At 61.2% G+C, this 13419-nt stretch carries 14 protein-coding genes; 7 read left to right on the forward strand and 7 right to left on the reverse strand.

The features are described 5' to 3' along the window. A partial coding sequence (locus L9059_RS25425) for an MFS transporter (RefSeq protein ID WP_247293611.1) occupies window positions 1-452 on the reverse strand: 452 nt, incomplete at its 3' end. A 65-nt stretch (window positions 453-517) separates the two neighbouring features. After that, on the reverse strand, window positions 518-1267 hold the full coding sequence (locus L9059_RS25430) for a hypothetical protein (RefSeq protein WP_247293612.1): 750 nt from the start codon (window positions 1265-1267) through the stop codon (window positions 518-520). 226 nt (window positions 1268-1493) lie between these two features. On the opposite strand from L9059_RS25430, the gene L9059_RS25435 reads away from it, so the two are divergent. After that, window positions 1494-2315: an aldo/keto reductase gene (locus tag L9059_RS25435; protein WP_247293613.1), complete on the forward strand. Its 822-nt coding sequence runs from the start codon at window positions 1494-1496 to the stop codon at window positions 2313-2315. 28 nt (window positions 2316-2343) lie between these two features. Then, window positions 2344-2814 carry a DUF1810 domain-containing protein gene (locus L9059_RS25440; protein ID WP_247293614.1) on the forward strand — a complete coding sequence of 157 codons (471 nt, stop codon included), beginning with the start codon at window positions 2344-2346 and terminating at the stop codon, window positions 2812-2814. Here the strand turns inward: L9059_RS25440 and L9059_RS25445 are convergent. Next, entirely contained in the window at window positions 2779-5139 is a 2361-nt protein-coding gene (locus tag L9059_RS25445; RefSeq protein ID WP_247293615.1) for a DNA polymerase II, read from the reverse strand. The two genes, L9059_RS25440 and L9059_RS25445, sit on opposite strands and share 36 nt — an antisense overlap. 213 nt (window positions 5140-5352) lie before the next feature. On the opposite strand from L9059_RS25445, the gene L9059_RS25450 reads away from it, so the two are divergent. After that, window positions 5353-5793, forward strand: coding sequence for a CBS domain-containing protein (locus L9059_RS25450; RefSeq protein ID WP_045060957.1), 441 nt, complete (start codon window positions 5353-5355; stop codon window positions 5791-5793). Between the two features lie 36 nt (window positions 5794-5829). On the opposite strand, the gene L9059_RS25455 is transcribed toward L9059_RS25450, so the two are convergent. After that, a complete protein-coding gene (locus L9059_RS25455; RefSeq protein ID WP_247293616.1) occupies window positions 5830-6453 on the reverse strand; it encodes a glutathione S-transferase in 624 nt (207 codons plus the stop codon). Window positions 6454-6610: 157 nt separating this feature from the next. On the opposite strand from L9059_RS25455, the gene L9059_RS25460 reads away from it, so the two are divergent. The 3 genes from L9059_RS25460 to L9059_RS25470 all read left to right on the forward strand — a co-directional run bounded on the left by L9059_RS25460 (window position 6611) and on the right by L9059_RS25470 (window position 8518). Further along, window positions 6611-7132 carry a DUF3455 domain-containing protein gene (locus tag L9059_RS25460; protein ID WP_247293617.1) on the forward strand — a complete coding sequence of 174 codons (522 nt, stop codon included), beginning with the start codon at window positions 6611-6613 and terminating at the stop codon, window positions 7130-7132. Between the two features lie 142 nt (window positions 7133-7274). Then, on the forward strand, window positions 7275-7802 hold the full coding sequence (locus tag L9059_RS25465) for a sigma-70 family RNA polymerase sigma factor (protein ID WP_428480299.1): 528 nt from the start codon (window positions 7275-7277) through the stop codon (window positions 7800-7802). Further along, window positions 7799-8518, forward strand: coding sequence for an anti-sigma factor (locus L9059_RS25470; protein ID WP_247293621.1), 720 nt, complete (start codon window positions 7799-7801; stop codon window positions 8516-8518). The genes L9059_RS25465 and L9059_RS25470 overlap by 4 nt, the downstream gene beginning before the upstream one ends. Window positions 8519-8539: 21 nt before the next feature. On the opposite strand, the gene L9059_RS25475 is transcribed toward L9059_RS25470, so the two are convergent. Beyond that, on the reverse strand, window positions 8540-9631 hold the full coding sequence (locus L9059_RS25475) for a DUF1615 domain-containing protein (protein WP_247293623.1): 1092 nt from the start codon (window positions 9629-9631) through the stop codon (window positions 8540-8542). A 249-nt stretch (window positions 9632-9880) separates the two neighbouring features. Between L9059_RS25475 and L9059_RS25480 the strand changes: the two genes are divergently transcribed. After that, entirely contained in the window at window positions 9881-11416 is a 1536-nt protein-coding gene (locus L9059_RS25480) for an FAD-dependent monooxygenase (RefSeq protein ID WP_247293625.1), read from the forward strand. A 45-nt stretch (window positions 11417-11461) separates the two neighbouring features. Here the strand turns inward: L9059_RS25480 and hemB are convergent, their stop codons facing one another. Together hemB and L9059_RS25490 are read right to left on the reverse strand one after the other, a co-directional pair. Further along, entirely contained in the window at window positions 11462-12436 is a 975-nt protein-coding gene (hemB, locus tag L9059_RS25485) for a porphobilinogen synthase (protein ID WP_247293627.1), read from the reverse strand. Between the two features lie 140 nt (window positions 12437-12576). Then, the gene (locus L9059_RS25490) at window positions 12577-13419 is read right to left on the reverse strand and encodes a PhzF family phenazine biosynthesis protein (RefSeq protein ID WP_247293629.1); all 843 of its coding nucleotides are present in this window, start codon (window positions 13417-13419) and stop codon (window positions 12577-12579) included.

Here is a 13419-nt window from a genome sequence, read left to right on the forward strand (position 1 = left end):
GCCAGCGCCCGGCCCTGCAGGCGCGGTGTGACCAGGCCCCGGGCGTAACCGGCCATGATGCCCCAGGACAGGCCTGCCGCCATGCCCGCCAGGAAGCGTGACACCAGGGTCAGCCCGTAGTGACTGGAAAAGGTCGTGACCGTGTTGAACAGCAGAAATCCGCACACCGTCATCATCAGCACTCGCCGACGCCGCCAGCCGCGAGTCGCCACAGTCAGCGGAATGGCCGCCACGATGGAGCCCAGGGCATAGAGCGTCACCAACTGTCCGGCCCACACCTCGCTGACCTGCAGCCCGGCGCCGATCTGCGTCAACAACCCGGCCGGCAGGGTTTCGGTGAGCACGGCGATAAAACCGGTCATGGCAAACGCCAGCAAGGCAGCGTAAGGCAACTTATCGCTGGTAGTGCAGTGTTCGGCGTGCGCACGTTCAACGGTGGCCTGGTGAGTCATGACGGTTGCAGCTCCCTTTCAAGCGACATGAATTGTATACAACTTTACACTGTAACTGACTCGGATCACTGCACCGGTAAAAAATTCAGAAACAGCAGGCTCTGCGCGTAATTGAGGCCGATCCGCCGATAGCGCTCGTCGAGCATTTGGGTCAGCAGGTCCAGCCGCGCGACGATCTTGCCGAACTCCACGGCGAAACTCAGGTTGCTACCCTCCTCCGATATCTCGTTGGAGAACAGCAAGGGGCCGCCTTGCGGGTTCTGCCGTTGACTGAGGATCCAGGTGGCTTTCTCGATGTTGCGCGCGGCGTTGTTGACGAAGGTCGGGTTGATCGCATCCGTCATGTAGAACTCCAGCCGGTCACCGTGCGCAGTCACCAGCATGCTGCCGATGGCGTAGATGAACGCACCGACACGGTCGCCGAGAAATTGCGGACTCATGGCATAACTCAGCGCCGCCAAATCCTTCTTGCCCCCTAAGGTGGGCAGCGGTTGCTGCTGCTCAATCGCCATGCGCACCTGTTTTTCGGCACTTCGAGCGTCGAGAAAACCGGATTTTTTCAACTCATCGGGGTTACGCAGGTACAGCTTATTCATTAGCAGGTAGAGGCTATCGAGGTTGTCACGCATGGTCAGGGAGGCCATGCGGTCGACGCTGGTCTGGAGAAATTCCTGGGGTTTGCCTTCGCGAAACTGGCTGATGACGTCCCGTCCCTGTTGCTGGCTGCAACCGGCGACGAGCAGCAGTGCCAGGCCGGTCAGCAGCCGGCGGTGGCAATGGATTTGCGCGGAAATGAGGGATAACAATTGAGCCATTGATTTTGCGACTTGGACATTGGCCGGCGGTGGGGATCGTCGCAGGCTGGCCATGGATAGAGCCGCGAATGCTGAAAAAGTGCAGTGCCGACGGTCCGTAAAACTTTGCGAAGGATGCGCAAGCCAGCACCCCCTGCCGTCTGCGGTACTCTGCAGCCTTCAGGTAATGAACCCCATGCTGTTCATGTTGCCGAACGTAAACAACCGGATTTTGCAGGAGGTTTGAATGCGCACTTTACAATTGGCCGGCGTTGAGGTGCCGGTCATCGGTCAGGGCACCTGGCGGATGGGCGAAGATTCATCGCAATACGCGAGCGAAGTTGCGGCCTTGCGCTTGGGCATCGAGTTGGGCATGACCTTGATCGATAGCGCCGAGATGTATGCCGAAGGCGCAGCCGAGGAGGTGGTGGGCGAGGCGATCGCAGGTCAGCGCGACAAGGTTTTCCTGGTCAGCAAAGTGTACCCGCATAACGCCAGTCGCCAGGGCATTCCTCTGGCCTGTGAACGCAGCCTGAAGCGCCTGGGCACAGATTACATCGATCTTTATTTGCTGCATTGGCGTGGCCAGCATCCGCTGGAGGAAACCGTCAATGCCTTTGAGCGCCTGCGTGAGGACGGCAAGATCGGCCGCTGGGGCGTGTCCAATTTTGATATGGACGATCTGCACGAACTGGCTGCCCCGGCCTGCGCCACCAATCAGGTGCTGTACAACCTGGAAGAGCGCGGTATCGAATTCGACCTGCTGCCGTGGTGCCAGCAACACCGACTGCCCGTCATGGCCTACTGTCCGATTGGCCAGGGCGGGCATATGCTGGCCCAGGTAACGCTCAAACAAGTGGCAGACCGTCACGCCGTGACGCCAGCGCAGGTTGCACTGGCATGGATTCTGCGACAGGACGGGGTGATCGCCATCCCCAAGGCGGTCCGGCCCGAACACGTCAAACTCAACGCTCAAGCTCAGGACATTCGGCTTGAGCCCGGGGACCTGGAGGCGCTGGACCAAGCGTTTCGTGCGCCACAACGCAAACAGCGATTGGCCATGGTCTAGGCCATCGGTTTCATCAGAGGGCTTCTACATGAGAAGCACCGATCCGCTGGACTCCTTTAACCTGGACCGCTTTAGCCAGGCCCAGGACCCGGTGTTCGACCACGTCCTCGGGGAATTGGGTGCCGGGTGCAAGCGCCGGCACTGGATGTGGTTTATATTCCCGCAGATCGCCGGGCTGGGCGGCAGCGAAATGTCGCGCCGCTTCGCCATTCAGTCTGCCGCAGAGGCTGCGGCCTATCTGGCTCATGCCCTACTGGGTACACGCCTGCGTACTTGCACTCAATTGGTGCTGAATATCAGACACAGGTCTATCGCTGATATTTTCGGTCACCCCGACGACCTGAAATTCCACTCCTCCATCACCCTTTTCGCGCAGGTCAGCCCCGCCGACAGTCTGTTCCATCAGGCACTGGAGCGGTATTACCATGGCATCCCGGACGAGTGGACCCTGTCGTTACTGGACTCAAAACAGCCCCAGTTGCCCCCCAATCAGGGTTGAAAAATCGTCATCGACAAACGGCAGGATGGCATCCGCGATCGGTTGCAACTGGCGGGTGACGTAATGGTCATAGTCGATGGGCGCGCTGCGCACCTCCAACGGTTCAGGACCGGCGACTGTTATCAGATAACTGATCCAACCGCCGTTCTGATATTGCCGTGGCCGGCCCTGCTGGTCGTTGTACTGATCGGCGATGCGCGCGGCCCGCACGTGGGGCGGTACATTGCGCTCATAGTCGTCGAGGGTGCGGCGCAGGCGCTTGCGATAAACCAGGCGTTCGTCAAACTCGCCGGCCAGGGTCTTGCGCACATAGTCGCGCACATAATCCTGATAGGGCTTGCGGTGGAAAATCAGCGAGTAGAGTTCCTGCTGGAACTGGCGGGCCAGCAAAGACCAGTCGGTACGCACCGCTTCAAGGCCCTTGTAGACCATCTCATCGGTACCATCGGCACGGCGGACCAATCCTGCATAACGTTTTTTGCTGCCCTCCTCCGCCCCGCGAATAGTTGGCATCAGGAAACGCGTGTAGTGGGTTTCATACTGCAGTTCCAGCACGCTTTGCAGCCCGTACTGCTGCTGCACGTGTTCACGCCACCACAGGTTCACGTGTTCGACCAGGGCATGGCCGATCAGCGCGGCTTCTTCCTGGCCATGGGCTCGACGCAGCCAGACGAAGGTCGAATCGGTATCGCCGTAAATGACTGTATGCCCCTGCGCCTCGATCAACTGGCGAGTACGCAGCATGATTTCGTGCCCCCGCAAGGTGATCGACGACGCCAGGCGCGTGTCGAAGAATCGGCAGCCGCTGGATCCGAGCACGCCGTAGAAGGCATTCATGATGATTTTCAGGGCCTGGGACAGCGGCGCGTTTTGCTCACGCTTGGCGGTTTCCCGGCCTTCGGCGACCCGCGAGACAATCGCTGGCAGGCAATGCCGGGTCCGGGAAAACCGCGCGCCACGAAAACCGGGTACCGAGTCTTGATCGTCCGGGTACTTGAGGCCTTCGATCAGGCCGACCGGGTCGATCAGGAACGTGCGGATGATCGAGGGATAAAGGCTTTTGTAGTCGAGCACCAAAACCGACTCATAGAGCCCCGGCTGTGAGTCCATGACAAAACCGCCAGGACTCGCCTGCGGTGGCCGCCCGCCCAGGTTCGGCGCAACGAAGCCCTGGCGGTGCATCAGCGGCATGTAGAGATGGGTGAAGGCCGCTACCGAGCCGCCACTGCGGTCCGCCGGCAAACCGGTGACGCTGGCGCGCTCGAGCAGGAAGGTCAGCAGTTGGGTCTTGGCGAAGATCCGCGTGACCAGTTCGCAGTCCTTGAGGTTGTACTTGGCCAGGGCCGGCTTGTCCTCGGCGAACATACGATTGATTTCGTCCATGCGCTGGTAGGGCGTGCTGATGGCCTTGCCTTCCCCAAGCAGGGTCTGGGCGACGTTTTCCAGGCTGAACGAGGGGAAACTCCAGGTGGCCGAACGCAAGGATTCGATGCCGTCGATGATCAATCGGCCAGCCGCTGCAGCGAAAAAGTGGTGGCGACTGCCATGTTCGCGCCACTGCATCTCTTCGCCGCCACGCCCCAGCTTGAGCGGTACCGCCAGGCGCCGGGCGTGTTCGTGCAACACCCGCAGGTCGAACTGCACGACGTTCCAGCCGATGATCGCGTCAGGGTCAAAGCGGGCGAACCACTCGTTCAGTTTCTTCAGCAACAGGGTGCGTGACTCGCAGTATTCAAGCTGGAAGTCCACCTCGCTGTCGTCGCCATTCGGTGGGCCGAGCATGTAAACCTGACGCTCGCCGCACCCCTCCAGCGCAATCGAGTACAGCTCGCCCTGGGCGGTGGTTTCGATGTCCAGAGACACCAGCCTGAGTGTGGGCCGGTAAGCGGGATCGGGTTTCATCTGCGCGTCGAGCACCAGACCATCGGCGTTCGCCATGCCACCGAACACCACCGGCGCGGTGATAAAGCGTTCCATCATGTAGCGTTCCGGCGGCCGCACATCGGCTTCGAACATCTCGACGCCGGCCTTGCGCAGCGTGGTTTCCAGGCGCATCAGTTGGCCGTGCTGCTGACAGTACAGGCCTAGCACCGGGCGATGCTCGAAGTCCAGCAGCGCCAGGGGCCGCAGCTCGACGTTTTTTTCGCCCTGGAGCAGCTGTTCCGCCTGTTCACGCTGTTCTGCGGGAATAAACGCAACCGACGGTTGATGGGGCAGGCGAATGCGCCGGGGGCCATCATCGGTCGCCAGCCAGAACTCGACTTCCGTTCCGGCCGGGGTGTCACGCCAATGCCGGGTCAGGACAAACCCCTGCTGTAGATCCACCAATGCAACCTCGATAACTGATTCAGGTGGGGATTCTACGCGTATCCTCCTAACAGCTGCCGAACCTGGGAGGCTGCGTGCGGTTCGAACCGGGAAATTCACAAAAAAACCGGCAAATGACGTTTTTTGCATGTTATCCGCCGCTTTGCGCCTTGCCCTCGCGGCCCGGGTCTATGATTCTTCTAGAACAACGACAACACCAGAGTACCCACCATGAAAACCGTCGCCCAACTGCTCAAGTTGAAAGATCAGAAGAATCAGGAAGTGCACCAGATCAAACCCGACCACATGGTGCTGGAAGCATTAATGAAGATGGCCGAGAAGAACGTCGGCGCCCTGCTCGTGGTGGAAAATGATCAAGTGCTGGGAATCATCAGCGAACGGGATTACGCGCGCAAACTGGTGCTGCATGGTCGATCTTCGGTGGGTACTCCGGTGCGCGACATCATGGTGTCGCAGGTGATCACCGTGGACACCCACCAAACCGTAGACACTTGCCTGGGCATCATGTCCGATAAGCGGCTGCGCCACTTGCCCGTAGTCGAGAATGGCAAGCTGATCGGCCTGCTGTCGATCGGCGACCTGGTCAAGGAAGCGATTGCCGAGCAGGCCGAGCTGATTCGGCAGCTGGAGCAGTATATTCGCGGCGAATGAACGGCAAGATCAAAAGATCGTTCGATCTTTTGATTCTCAGCCCGGCCAATGCCGGGCAAACACCGGTGCCAGGGTCGGATGCCGGTCGATTCGCTCCAGCCACGCATAGAATCCCGGCCGGGTGCTACGCAGGTGTTCGCGGCTTCCCGCCCAGCGGCTCACTACGGCGGCCAGCACATCCAGCGCGCCCGGCGCCTCGGCGCCCAGGTACAGCTCGCCGGAAAATTGGTCGGCGAACACCTCCCAACTCCAGTGCAAACGCGTTCGGGCGCCGGCCATGAGGTTCTGCCGGGACGTCTCATCCGCCTCGGCCAGCCAGCGCTCGGGGTAGTCGATAATGCCGATCGCCGCATAACAATTGCTGACGATGAACGCCAGGCCGCGAATGGCCTGGTCGCGCTCGGCGACATCGTCCGGCAGCAGATTCGACTGGGGAAACGTCAGCCCCAGGTGGATGAGGATCGCTGCGCTTTCGGTCAGGATGCCGCCGTCGGGCAATTGCAGGGTTGGAATCTGCTTCAGTGGGTTGAGTTTCTCCAGAGCCTTGGCCGACTCCGGGGAGGCCTCTACATCGATAAAGCGATAGGGAATCTCGCAGAGCTCCAATGCCGCCTCAATCGCCGCAGCGCCGGAGTTCTTGTGTCCGTAGAGCTGGTACATACACACCTCCTTTGCAGTTCTCTCTTTGTAGCAGCTGACTCAGCCCCTGCGGAAAAATTTCTTTTTTCGCACCTGCATCCAAATCGCCACGTGGCGGGTAGTACCTGTAGCAGCCCTGATGCTGCAAAGCGGATTACCCATTTTCGGAGTGCTATCAATGAACGCCAAACAGCTGATGTGTCTTGCCGGTTTACTTGCCACCACTACCGCCACCTTCGCCCAGACGGGTCTGCCCGACAGCATCAAGGTACCTGACGGGCACAAGGTGGCCATGGAAACCACCGCGGCCGGCGAGATCACCTATGAGTGCCGCGACAAGGCCAACGCCGCCGGCATGACGGAATGGGTGTTCGTGGGGCCTAAAGCGGTGCTGAGCGATCGCAGCGGCAAACAGGTCGGCACCTATTTTGGACCGCCGGCAACCTGGCAGGCGAAGGACGGCTCGAAAGTCACCGGCACCCAACTGGCCGTCGCGCCATCGACACCGGGTAGCCTGCCCTATCAGTTGGTCAAGGCCAACCCGGCCGAAGGCAAGGGCGCGATGAGCGGCGTGAGCTACATCCAGCGCGTGGCCCTCAAGGGCGGCGTGGCGCCCGGTACCGAATGCACCTCCGCCAACAAGGGCAAGCAGGAAGTGGTGAAGTACCAGGCGGACTATATTTTCTGGGCTGCGAGCTGATTCCAATCCATCAGGTGCAGGCCCTGGTCATTAAAAGGTGACCCGGGCCGGGCACTTGCAGGAGCTGGCTTGCTGCAGGCTCCTACAGACTCCCGGTTTGTTTGCTAGATTGCATCCCAGGTCCCATCAATGGCTGAGCACAGTGTCCTTGCCCGAACCCCTTTTTGATTACGAAGCACACCTGGCCGCCTGCGGGCGTGGCGAGCAGCAGGCATTGCGCGATTTATACCTGCAGGAAAGCCCGCGCCTGCTGGGCGTGGCCAAACGCCTGGTGCGCGACACGGCGCTGGCCGAAGATATCGTCCACGATGCATTCCTGAAAATCTGGAACGGTGCCGCGCGATTCGATCCCGAGCGAGGTTCGGCGCGGGGCTGGATGTACAGCGTGACGCGGCACCTGGCGCTGAATTTCCTGCGTGACCATCGTCGCGAAAGCCACGACGAGATCGATGTGCCGGACGTTACCCAAGCGCTCGATGACCAGGCCGATTCAGGGCGCATCCATCATTGTCTGGAGCAACTGGAGCCGGCACGGCGCATTTGCATCGTGCATGCGTACGTCGACGGTTATTCCCACGCCGAGATATCACACAAGCTCGGCGCCCCGCTGGGCACGGTCAAAGCCTGGATCAAGCGCAGCCTGACGGCGTTGCGGGAGTGCATGGGATGATCAACAGACCTTCGAACGAAACCCCACAAGAGCGCGACGAACTGGCCAGCGAATATGTATTGGGCACGCTCCCGGCCGACCTGCGAGAGCAGGTCCGCCTGCGCCTGCAGGACGACGCCGAATTGCGCAAGGCGGTCGACAGCTGGGAACGTCGCCTGCTCGGTTTGACCGACCTCGTCGAGCCTGCGCTTCCTTCTACCCAATTGTGGCCGCGGATCGAACGCAGCGTGCAGGCCCTGCAGCCCAAACCCCGAGTGCCTGCAGCGCGCGCACCCTCCTGGTGGAACCTGCTGCCCTTATGGCGCGGGCTGGCCGGGGCGGGGCTGGCGGCCAGTCTGCTGTTCGGCACCCTGCTGTTGACGCAGACCACGGCCAAGCCGACCTACCTGGTGGTATTGGTCGGCCCTCAGGACAAGGCGCCGGGCTGGGTCATCCAGGCGAGCAACCCAAGGGAGCTGCAACTGATCCCGCTGGGGGTGGTGGAAGTTCCAGCCGACAAGGCGCTGGAATTCTGGACCAAAGCCGACGGTTGGCAAGGGCCTGTATCACTGGGCCTGGTCAAGCCGGGGCAAACGCTCTCGGTGCCTCTGGATAAACTGCCGTCACTGGTGCCTGATCAACTGTTCGAGCTGACCCTGGAGAACCCCAATGGCTCGCCGATCGGCAAGCCGACGGGGCCGATCCAGTTCATCGGCCGAGCGGTTAAAGTCATTTGATGGAGGTGCCCGTGGGCTTGTTCAGCGCGCCCGGGCCATGCAGCGCTGATAGCGCTCATCGACCCGCTTGGCGAACCACGCGGTGGTGAGTTTGCGAGTAATTTTCGGGCTTTGCAGTACGATCCCCGGCAGCACCGCACGGGGCAATGAGCGGCCTTCAGCCTGCTCTGCCAGCTCAAAGACCCGTTGGTAGAGTGCTGTGTCCTCGAACTCCAGGCTCTTGCCCTTGTCCAGTTGATCGCGGATGGTCGGATTGCGCATGGTCAGTTGCTTGCCAAGGCTGCGCACCGCCAGCTCAGTGGTGCCGGGCATGATTGCGTCGTAGCGCACCAGATCACCGTCCAGCGCCAGCGGGATGCCCGAAGCGCGGCTCACCGCGTTCTGAAACGCGGCATTGCGACTGGCGTACCAGCCGGCGTTGAAATCGGCAAAGCGGTACAGGGGTTGCGGGTAGTTCACCGGGTAACCCAGCAGGTGCGCGATGCCGAAATACATGCCGCCGCGACGACTGAAGACTTCGTGGCGAATCGTACTCTCGACCGGATACGGGTATTGCCGCGCATGCTGTTCGGCGAAGTCGATGCTGACTTGCATCGGCCCACCGGTATGCACCGGGTTGAACCCGCCGAATAGCGTCTGCCCCATCGGCACCATGCCGATGAAATCATCGAAGATCGCACTGAGTTCCTTTTCACTGCGCGCAGCATTGAGCCGAGTGCTGTAACTCTTGCCGTTGGGCGAGGTGACCTGCAGCGCGCCACTGACCAGCAGGCTGGGGATGTGCACCTTGGCGGCTCGGCGGTCGACCTCCTCGCGGGCGATCTTGCCTAGCCCCGGTACCGGCGGGTCGACTTGAAACGTCGACTCCTGCTCGGTGACTGCGAGCACCGAGCACAGGTTTTGCGTACTCGGATAAATCCCCTGCGCGGCGAACGCGGCATAGATGTCCGTAGCCCAGCCCTGGCGATCGACCGTTTTGGCCGGCAACAGGCGCATCAATTCAGCCTTGACCTCTGCGGGCTTGCGCGCAGGCGGTTCAGGCGCCCGTTGCGTGGCGCAACCGCCCAGTAACAGCAGCGCAGCGACGCTCATGATCAGTCGATTGGCTTGCATGGTGCTCCATCTAATCCTTTGGGACGGTTAACCATACGATCAAAGGCATGGCGCAGGCTATGACTCTTGCCACCGTCAACTGTTCCCCCGGCTGCTCTGTGAGCTGCGTAGGAGCTGTCGAGTGAAACGAGGCTGCGATCTTTTGCTCTTGTCTTGTGTACATATCCATGTGCGTGGTCACGGCTTCCATTGATTCCGCTTTTACTAGGCTGGGCCATACTTAAGCAACACGGCGAGGAGGCCAGGTTGATGAATCGAAGCGATGTGCTGATTGTCGGCGCCGGCCCCACAGGACTGGTCCTGGCGCTGTGGTTGAGCAAACTGGGGATAGGGGTGCGTATCATCGACAAGACCTCGGCACCCGGCACGACTTCCCGGGCGCTGGCGGTGCAGGCTCGCACCCTTGAACTGTATCGCCAGCTCGACATCGCCGACGCCGTGGTACAGAACGGTCATCGCGTTGCCGCGGCGAATTTCTGGGTCAAGGGCGAGCCTGTTGCCCGCTTGCCCCTGACCACGGTAGGCGAGGGCCTGACGCCCTACACTTTCCTGGAAATATTTCCCCAGGACCAGCACGAGCGACTATTGATCAGTCGTCTCGAAGCCTTCGGCGTTCAAGTCGAGCGCGGGACCGAGCTGGAAAGCTTCGAGGAAACCGGCGACGGCATCAGCGCACAACTGCGCCTGCCAGATGGCCAGCAGGAAACCTGCCAGGCCTGTTACCTGGCCGGGTGCGATGGCGCCAGGTCGAACGTGCGCAAGGCCCTGGATACCGATTTTCCCGGAGGCACCTACCAGCAGATTTTCTACGTGGCCGATGTGCACGCCAGCGGCGAGGCCCTCAATGGCGAACTGCACGTGGACCTGGATGAAGCCGACTTCCTTGCGGTCTTCCCCATGGCCGAGCAAGGTCGCGCGCGACTGATTGGCACGGTGCGAGATGAGCGCGCCGAGCAACCGGAAAACCTGCGGTTCGAGGACATCAGCAGTCGCGCGATCCAGAGCATGAAGGTGCAGATCGAGCAGGTGAACTGGTTCTCGACCTATCACGTGCATCATCGGGTGGCTGATCACTTTCGCACCGGGCGCGCGTTCCTGTTGGGAGACGCAGCCCACGTCCACAGTCCGGTCGGTGGCCAGGGGATGAACACCGGGATCGGTGACGCGATCAACCTGGCGTGGAAACTCGCAGCGGTGTTGAGCGGCGGTGCCGAGGCGCGGTTGCTCGACAGTTATGAACCGGAACGCATCGCTTTTGCCCGCAAACTGGTCGCCACCACCGACCGGGTATTTAGTTTCGTCACAGCCCAAGGCCCTATGGCCGACCTGCTGCGCACCCGCCTGGCGCCGTTGCTCATTCCGAAATTGGCCTCGTTCGAAACATCCCGCGAGTTTATGTTTCGCACAGTGTCGCAGATCACTCTGAATTATCGCGCGATGGCTTTAAGTACAGGCGTGGCTGGGCACGTTCATGGCGGGGATCGACTGCCCTGGGCGCACGATGGCGAGGGTGACAATTATGAATCGCTCAAGCAACCGATCTGGCAGGTGCATGTGTATGGCGACACCAGCGACGAAATGATCGCCTGGTGTGTGGAGCATCACATGCCGTTGCAGGTATTTGCCTGGCGACCCGCGTTCGAGGCCGCAGGTCTGGGACGTAACGGGTTCTACCTGTTGCGACCGGACACCTACGTGGCGATCGCCGAGAACAGTTCGGACCCGAAGGTGATCGAACGCTATTTTCGCGATCACGGGATTCGTATGTTTTTCGCTAACCCCTGACACCCCCCACAACAAGCCCGCTCCCACAGGATGGTTTGTTGTGGGTTAAATCCCGGCCAGTGCCAGGTCCATCGCAAAGTAGGTAAAAATCAGATCTGCACCGGCGCGCTTGATCGCACCGAGGCTTTCGCGGACCACCCGGTCTTCGTCAATCGCCCCGGCCTGGGCGCCGAATTTGATCATCGCGTACTCGCCACTGACCTGATACGCCGCCAGCGGCAGGCGAGAGGCCTCGCGGATGTCGCGGATGATGTCCAGGTACGCGCCGGCCGGCTTGACCATCAGCGCGTCGGCGCCTTCCTGTTCATCCAGCAATGATTCGCGCACTGCTTCACGGCGGTTCATCGGGTTCATCTGGTAGCTCTTGCGATCACCCTTGAGCGCACTGCCACCGGCTTCACGGAACGGGCCGTAAAGCGCCGAAGCGAACTTGGTCGAATAGGCCATGATCGGCGTCTGGGTGAAACCAGCTGCGTCCAGGGCTCGACGAATCGCCTGGACCTGCCCGTCCATCGCCGCCGACGGAGCGATCACATCAGCGCCGGCCTGGGCAGCTGCAACGGCCTGCCTGCCGAGATTGACCAGGGTCTGATCGTTGTCGACTTCATGGTTGTGCATGACCCCGCAGTGGCCATGGTTGGTGTACTCGCAGAAGCAGGTGTCGGACATCACGATCATGTCCGGTACAGCATCCTTGGCGATGCGCGACATCCGCGACACCAGGCCATTCTCGTTCCAGGTATCGCTGCCGTTGCTGTCCAGGTGGTGGGACACACCAAAGGTCATTACCGACCGGATGCCGGCACGGGCATAACGCTCGATCTCGCCGGCGAGTTTCGATTCAGGAATGCGCATCACGCCGGGCATGCTTTTGATCGGCACGAACTCGTCAATTTCTTCCTCGACGAAGATCGGCAGCACCAGGTCATCGAGGCTGAACTCCGTTTCCTGGAACAGGCTGCGCAGGCTCGCATTGCGGCGCAGACGGCGTGGACGTGCTTCGGGGAACTGACTGGACATGGGGATTCCTGGGACAAGACGAAAATCGTAGGGGCGAAAGCTTATGCGTTGTGCGGCGTACCGCACAAACGCTTGTTGACCAAGAGTGCGTTACCGGTCCGGCAATAATCACCAGCCGTCCCGGCTGAGCACCGCTCGCGCTACAGGTTCAAAGTGCCGCTGATGCAGGTCACCACAGGGCCGCCGACCCAGATTTCGTCGCCTACCTGGTCGACCTGGATTCGCCCGGCGCGACCCATCGTCACACCCTGGCTGACCACGTAGGACGGCGGTGCCAGCCCCTCCTTGAGCAGCCACTGCGCCAGCCCGGCATTCAGGCTGCCGGTGGCCGGGTCTTCCGGCATGCCATCGCCACTGATAAACGCCCGCACCTCGAACTGCGCGGCATCGCCGTCCCGCGCCGGCTGCCAGGGCGCAACGACCCCGACCGCAAGGCCGAGCATTTGCGCATGGTCCGGCTGCAAGTCCAGCACCTGCTGGCGATCTTCGAGCATCACCGCCAGCCAGCCGGCGCCATTATCGACCCACTGACTGCGCACTATCACGCCGCGCTCCAGTCCCAGTCCCAGGCGAACCCGCTCTACAATCTCGGCATCCACCGGCCCGGTCCTGATCAGCGGTGGTGCCAGGAACGCCAGCTCGGCGCCCTGGCGGCGGATGCGCACCAGCCCGACTCCACACTCCTGAATCACCTCCTCGCCCATGGGCACGCCGCCAGCTTCCAGCCAGGCATGACAGGTCCCGAGCGTAGGATGACCGGCGAACGGCAACTCCTTGAGTGTGGTGAAAATTCGCACCCGGTAGTCGGCCCGCGGGTCACGGGGCCGCAAGATGAAAGTGGTCTCACTGAGGTTGGTCCAGGCGGCAAAGGCCGCCATCCGCTCGTCGCTCAGCTCATCTGCGGCGAACACCACCGCCAACGGATTGCCCTTGAGCGGGCTGCGGCTGAAAACATCTACCTGTTTGAAATCGAATGAATGCAT

It is taken from the genome of Pseudomonas violetae (genome assembly GCF_023072615.1).
Lineage (GTDB): Bacteria > Pseudomonadota > Gammaproteobacteria > Pseudomonadales > Pseudomonadaceae > Aquipseudomonas > Aquipseudomonas violetae.

Excerpts from the sequence above, each read along its gene's own strand:
- L9059_RS25440 (WP_247293614.1), top strand. The coding sequence starts at position 2,344 with ATGAGAAGCACCGATCCGCTGGACTCCTTTAACCTGGACCGCTTTAGC.
- L9059_RS25430 (WP_247293612.1), bottom strand. The coding sequence starts at position 1,267 with ATGGCTCAATTGTTATCCCTCATTTCCGCGCAAATCCATTGCCACCGC.
- L9059_RS25435 (WP_247293613.1), top strand. The coding sequence starts at position 1,494 with ATGCGCACTTTACAATTGGCCGGCGTTGAGGTGCCGGTCATCGGTCAG.
- L9059_RS25470 (WP_247293621.1), top strand. The coding sequence starts at position 7,799 with ATGATCAACAGACCTTCGAACGAAACCCCACAAGAGCGCGACGAACTG.
- L9059_RS25460 (WP_247293617.1), top strand. The coding sequence starts at position 6,611 with ATGAACGCCAAACAGCTGATGTGTCTTGCCGGTTTACTTGCCACCACT.
- L9059_RS25455 (WP_247293616.1), bottom strand. The coding sequence starts at position 6,453 with ATGTACCAGCTCTACGGACACAAGAACTCCGGCGCTGCGGCGATTGAG.
- L9059_RS25450 (WP_045060957.1), top strand. The coding sequence starts at position 5,353 with ATGAAAACCGTCGCCCAACTGCTCAAGTTGAAAGATCAGAAGAATCAG.
- L9059_RS25480 (WP_247293625.1), top strand. The coding sequence starts at position 9,881 with ATGAATCGAAGCGATGTGCTGATTGTCGGCGCCGGCCCCACAGGACTG.
- L9059_RS25475 (WP_247293623.1), bottom strand. The coding sequence starts at position 9,631 with ATGCAAGCCAATCGACTGATCATGAGCGTCGCTGCGCTGCTGTTACTG.
- hemB (WP_247293627.1), bottom strand. The coding sequence starts at position 12,436 with ATGTCCAGTCAGTTCCCCGAAGCACGTCCACGCCGTCTGCGCCGCAAT.
- L9059_RS25490 (WP_247293629.1), bottom strand. The coding sequence starts at position 13,419 with ATGCATTCATTCGATTTCAAACAGGTAGATGTTTTCAGCCGCAGCCCG.